The following is a 5,906-nucleotide window of genomic DNA, read 5'->3' as shown; positions in this document are numbered from 1 at the left end:
ATGATCGGCCAGACGAATAGCGAGGGCCACAATCGTGAGCGTCGGATTTGCATGTCCACCGGTCGGAAACACCGAACAACCCGCAAAATACAAATTATCAATGCCATGGGAGCGGCAGTTCTCGTCAACTACCCCATCGCGTGGATCGCGCGACATTCTGGTCGTGCCAATAAAGTGAAAGGTTCCGTAAAGCTCATCGTTTTGAACAGGCAAATCGCTACCCAACCAGGCCGAGGGCTGAGCCTTTCCCAGTCCAAGCCTTTGCAATACGTCGCCAATGTAGTCACTAAAGTGCCTCGCCGTGGTTCGTTCAATTTCAGAGATGCGCCAATCTACTTTGGCCCGGTTCATCCCCAATGAGTCCTTCATGTCCGATAGCGTCACCCGACTTTGCGGATTTGGCGCCTGCTCTAAATCGATCAAAATCGACACCAACGGATCTGGAAAAAGCAGCGCTCGACCGCGAACTCGCCGCCAAGTGTTTGCGGCAACAGAGTCCGCGCTACCCAAGACATTTGCGACATCCCGCAATATCCCCTGATAGGGTTTTCTTGTTCTGACCGCATCTTGCAATCGTGCTCCCGATCGCCAAGGCGATTCCGGTCCAGCGGCGTAATAAATCGCCGCGCTGGCGTTCAAAAGACCATGCTTGCGCTGTGCCTGTTCCGACAGGGCAAAGCCGAGTTCGTATTGAACGTCATCAGGTCTCAAGAAATCAGTGAACAGATTCTGCAACCGTTTGTCAGTCTGAGGTGTCGTTTCCAGCGTTGCGATACACCCTCGCGGATGTTGCGCGAGGTATCGACCAAGATTGTCAAATTCGTTTACCCTCTTCACGATGTTCTGTGGCGCATTGAGCAGAACACGAGCGTTCTCAATCCCGCCGCAACACAATACGAACGCCTTCGCCGCGATGGTCATCGACACATGCTTTAGCGAAGACACCGTGATCGTTTCGATAGACGAGCCGTCGGCACTTCCTACAAAGCTCGTCAGATTTGCATGCAGGAGAACATGCACGTCCGGATCGGCCTGAAGTTTCTGACGATAAGCTCGCCCCCAATCGAACCGCTTCCGAGGACCTGCCGACTTCCACGCCGACGGCGGCGTCTCGGCCGGCGCAATCCGCCATACGAACGGGTTGACGTCCTGCGAATGAAACTCCGGCAGTTCGACCCCGAGGGTGGCGGGCACAGCATCATCAGGTAGCCATGGTTCCAGAAAATTATTCGCGCGCTTTGACCTTTCGTAATAGGGGCGAAGGGTTTCGAGATCGATCGGCCATCCTGATTTCGGGACCCATTGCCGCGTCTCAAAATCGATCGGATCGAGCATGGCACATCGGCCGCCCCACGCGGGACGATGGGGGGTTGTGGTGCCTGTGGCAGAGCCACCGAATACGCGGTAGCGTCCCTCATCAAGGGTCACCGAATGCCCAACGTTATCCCCTTGGTAGAGCGCCTGGGTTTCGGGTTCGTCACCGAAGCCTCCTGACTCCACGAGACAAAGGCGAATACCGCTGCCGATGAGTTCGTTGGCGATCGTTATTCCGGCGGGTCCGGCGCCCACCACGCAAAGATCGAACGCCAGCGACTTCCCGCTCTCGAACTGCTGCAAATCCTCAATCACGATAGGCCATCCCCGCCATCCTTTGCTCGTACCTCACCGGCTCGTTTGCTTTCGCATTAATGCCAAAGGCCGCCGCGCCGGCCAACCCGCCTAATCCAAGGACTTGTTATAGCCGATCGAGGCGTTCCAATTGCACCATGCCGCATGGTCGAATGGCTTTTCATCGTTAATGATAACGGCAAGCTCATGCCATGCCTCCAAGCACACTGGACCATTCAGCTAGCTCGGGTGTCCAGGCGGGACGCCACGAGACCACGCGATAGCCTAAACGGCTGGGTTTTGCACGCTGCAGACCAGCGTTGAGCCTTTAGGCGGCTCTTGCGGTTAAAACCGAAACTGCTCGATTCCTCGGTCGCTCGAGGCTCGACAGCTGCGAACACGCCATTGCGGCAAAAACGAAAAATGGCAATCCGAGGTCAATAAGTCCACCGGAGGTGCTGGCCGTGATAAGCCATGCGATACAGGTCGATTTGGCTGCCTGCCGATAGGCGCTATTGAGTGGATCGGATTCGCCGCCGCGTTTGTCGCTAAACAGAAGCCGCACGAAGAACAGACTGAAAATCAGCGTCCCAATGGCGCCAAGACTGGCGAGGACGCCAATCACAAAACTTGACGCCCGCATACTCCCATTACCGACTCCAAACCCAAATGTGTCGTAAAAATTCTGGATACCCTGGCTGTTCCACAACGAGCGTTCGATTCCTGAACTGGTCGACAACTTATTGAACAGCAAGGTGTCAAGCAGACTGGAAAAATAGGCGGCAGCTGCATCATTGAGGAGAATGAGGATCACAGCGACTATTGCGATGATCGGTCCGCCAATCATGAACAGGAAACCTTGAGACGTGATCTTTCGGAACACAGCAGAAGCTAACACCTCAAAATAAAGATAAGCAAGCAGTAAGGCGAGGCCGACGTAAGCCGTCGTCGATGTTGAAAATACCAGCGCGCAAAGCGACAACAGCGCGAGAGGCAGTGTCAGGGCGGGACGAACGCCGAGCAGCCATAATTTGCTGTTGAATGCGAAATATCCCAACGTGGCCGAGCCGAATGAGGAGGCCTCGATAAAGGACCCGACAATTCTCTTAAATCCTGCGATCGAGTCGTCGTTTATCAACGAATAGTTGGCATTGCGAATGAACGACAGCAATTCTGTGGTATTCGTAAAAAATGTCACCAGATCCAGCATTGCAAAGATCAGGTTGAGGACCGTACAGACCAGCGCCGCGCTGCCTAGAACCCTTCTGCCGTCGTGCGTGCCCGCATATCCATAGAGGACAATGAAGCAAACAAAGTCTCCGATGAAGTAGATCGATTGCGTTAGATTGGACATGGCAGGAGCCAGCGCGAAGCTCGCCGCGGTATTGTCAGAACCGGTCACGGTGCGAAGCGGGAAGGTCGAGGTTTGTCCCTGGAATAGCCGCGGCATGACATACGCCGAGATGAGGGCATATATCAGTGTCAGCAGCAGCCAAAATCCCGCACGGCCGAACGTCAGTCCCTGCGCCGAATTCTTGGCATAGTTTCCGCTGCCTATCAGCTTGAAAGTCAGAAATCCAAGCAAGAGATGGGCAGGCGATATATTGGTGCCCCCGAGTGAGTCCAAAATGATAGCGGCCGCTGAACCTAATAGTGTTGAACAGAGAAAAACATAGACGATGAAGGCAGGTTCGCAGAAAATGCTAAACAGCCCAAAGCCGAGTGCAATGAATCCAATTAGCTCGATTGTCATGTAACTGCTCGTATTTTCTAACTGCTGTATTTTCGGTGAGGTGGGATCGCCACCTCTCGGCATTTCCGGCAAATTCAAACACCGCGGTATCGTATCAATACCCAAACTACTTAAAATTCCCGCTCGCGCGAACAGCCCGAACCCACGCAACAACCCGAACCTGATTTTAACTCACGGTTGAAGATAAAACGTTGCGATGTGAGGAAAACATCTATTTCGTCTAGCTGTCAATGTTGATCGGGCCGGGCCGTTCGAACTGAATTTGTCATTTGGAATGCGCGAGTAGTGATGGTTTGCCGCGGTCATTGACACGCCTTTCGCGCGTTTTTTGTGGTCGTGCAGTGGTACCGCCTCGCCGTTTCCCGATGAGGCATCGTCATTACCCATATTTGCGATTAACTTTTACAACAAATTGACCTGACCTAAATCGACGTTACATATTGATTGAATTATGTTTAAGAAACAGGCTTGCGTACTAAGTCATAATATCGAGAGGGTTCGCGGCGGTGATTGAGGATTTGAGGGAACTCGCTTCGGCAAAAATGCTTGCGGTTGATCTGTGCATTGTGGGCGGCGGCCCCGCAGGGGTGACGATTGCACAGGAATTGATCGGAGCCGGACTCGCGTCTTCGGCGGATCGGTGATCCGTTGGGGGGGCCGCAACGCGATGCTCGACCCCATCGACTTTAAGCAGCGAGATTGGGTAAGACACTCCGGATGGCCTATCGACCTTTCCGACCTTTATCCGTATTACGCCCGCGCCCAGGACGTTAACAGCTTTCCGAACAGGTGGTTGCCGTCGGACCCCCTTCCCGCGCCCATGAAGTTGCCTGGGTTTAAATCGGAAGACATTAACCCCTTTGTCTGGCGATACGCCCCATTGGGCTATCGCAAATATGTCAACCATGGCATAAAATATCGCCGTCGGCTGCAGCAAGATCCGAACACCTACGTTTTGTTGCACGCGAATTTGACTTCTTTCGAAGGAAATGAGGATGGATCGATTGTCAACGCCGTCACCGTCACCTCGCTGAACAAAAACTCGATCACCATCCGAGCCAAAGCGTTCGTGCTTTGCTGCGGCGGAATCGAGAATGTTCGTCTCGCGCTTCAGGCGCCAGACAGCGTTGTCAGCAAACTCAACGCATTCGATAATCTTGGAAGATATTTTGCACAGCACCCGCGCGGTCTCGTCGCGACACTCGACACGACCCCAGATACTGCAAAGCGTCTACAAAATCTCTTCTCGGTGTTTTATCGCCGCGGGGGGACCCAGTACGAGATCGGCTTTGCTTTGTCCGAGCAAGCCCAACGCAAGCAGCGATTGGTGAACGCTAGTGCGGCAATGTACTATGAGGCACGGCCTGAATCAGCCTGGAAATCTGGCTCCCGCTTGAAGAGCGCCTTAAAATCGAGAACGCCTTACAAGGGAATTTTTCGTGACGTCATCAACGCGGTAGGCGACGCGCCGACGGTCACGACAAACTTTGGAAGGCGGGTATTTCTAGGACAGCCGGCAATTCTTCCTAATCCCATGGTGACCATTATCGTCGATCTAGAGCAGGAACCAGACCCAGAAAGTCGGGTAACGTTGTCACACGAGAAGGACGCCTTGGGAATGAATCGCGCGAAGGTCAATTGGCGAATAGCCGAAATCGAACGCGCAACCGCACGCTATTTCAACACCCTGATTGCGGGAGAGCTCAAGCAATTAGGACTTGGGCAGGCCAAGGCCGAGCCGTGGCTCACCAGTAACATGCCGATTGGAAACGAAGACCTCTATGGCACCTACCACCATATCGGCGCGACCAGAATGTCGAAAGATCCGCATGACGGCGTCGTCAATGAGAATTGCCGCGCTCACGGTGTTAGTAATCTATACTTCGGTGGCTGCTCGGTATTCCCGACGGGTGGACATGCGAATCCGACTTTGACCATTGTAGCACTTGCGATTCGTTTGGCCGACCATCTTCGCGCCCAACTCCGAAAGGGGGCCCATTCTAAATGACGCTGTTGTGCTGGGTCACTCGGAATCAAGGAGCTTCTCGAACGGCCCGTTGGCGGGGCACAGGTGCGTCTCGCCTCGTTTTCGGCGGACGCGGATGTCAGCCGTGAGGAACTTGGGTATGCGGCTGCAGCGAATTCTCGCTTCAATCTGCGATCCCATTTCGTATCGGCTGCTATTGCACGTTTTCAAAGGCCACGGAATCTCACCGCAAAGAAACAATTCCACCCCGGATTCGATCGCCGATTTTGATCCGGCCGGTGACGTGCCGGCGCAACTCGAGGCGCGGCTACCGAAAATCATTTTTCATACCTGGAGCTCAAAACCAAACCTTTCGGCTAATTATTCGTACTGGCGGTGGAGCTTCATCGAAAAAAACGCCGGCTACGCATTTGTGTTGTGGAATACGATTGAAAATCGCGAATTTATCAAAAAACGCTTCGGCTGGTTTTTGGATGCATACGACAGCTACCCCGACGACGTATTTCGCGCGAATATCGTTCGGCTGTTCTTTTTGTACGCTTATGGCGGATTTTCCGT

4 protein-coding genes are annotated in these 5,906 nt (G+C 53.6%); 2 read left to right on the top strand and 2 right to left on the bottom strand.

Going from position 1 to position 5,906, the window contains the following annotated elements:
• Together ABSE61_RS36400 and ABSE61_RS36395 are read right to left on the bottom strand one after the other, a co-directional pair.
• A partial coding sequence (locus ABSE61_RS36400; RefSeq protein ID WP_423875987.1) for a GMC oxidoreductase occupies positions 1–1,629 on the bottom strand: 1,629 nt, incomplete at its 3' end.
• Positions 1,630–1,936: 307 nt separating this feature from the next.
• On the bottom strand, positions 1,937–3,361 hold the full coding sequence (locus ABSE61_RS36395; protein ID WP_423875986.1) for a hypothetical protein: 1,425 nt from the start codon (positions 3,359–3,361) through the stop codon (positions 1,937–1,939).
• A 667-nt stretch (positions 3,362–4,028) separates the two neighbouring features.
• Here ABSE61_RS36395 and ABSE61_RS36390 point away from each other — a divergent pair.
• Both ABSE61_RS36390 and ABSE61_RS36385 read left to right on the top strand, forming a co-directional pair.
• On the top strand, positions 4,029–5,369 hold the full coding sequence (locus ABSE61_RS36390; RefSeq protein ID WP_423875985.1) for a GMC oxidoreductase: 1,341 nt from the start codon (positions 4,029–4,031) through the stop codon (positions 5,367–5,369).
• 118 nt (positions 5,370–5,487) lie between these two features.
• A partial coding sequence (locus ABSE61_RS36385) for a glycosyltransferase (protein ID WP_423875984.1) occupies positions 5,488–5,906 on the top strand: 419 nt, incomplete at its 3' end.

It is taken from the genome of Bradyrhizobium sp. (assembly GCF_049519115.1).
GTDB lineage: Bacteria > Pseudomonadota > Alphaproteobacteria > Rhizobiales > Xanthobacteraceae > Bradyrhizobium.
This window is presented reverse-complemented; position numbering and strand designations above follow the sequence as displayed.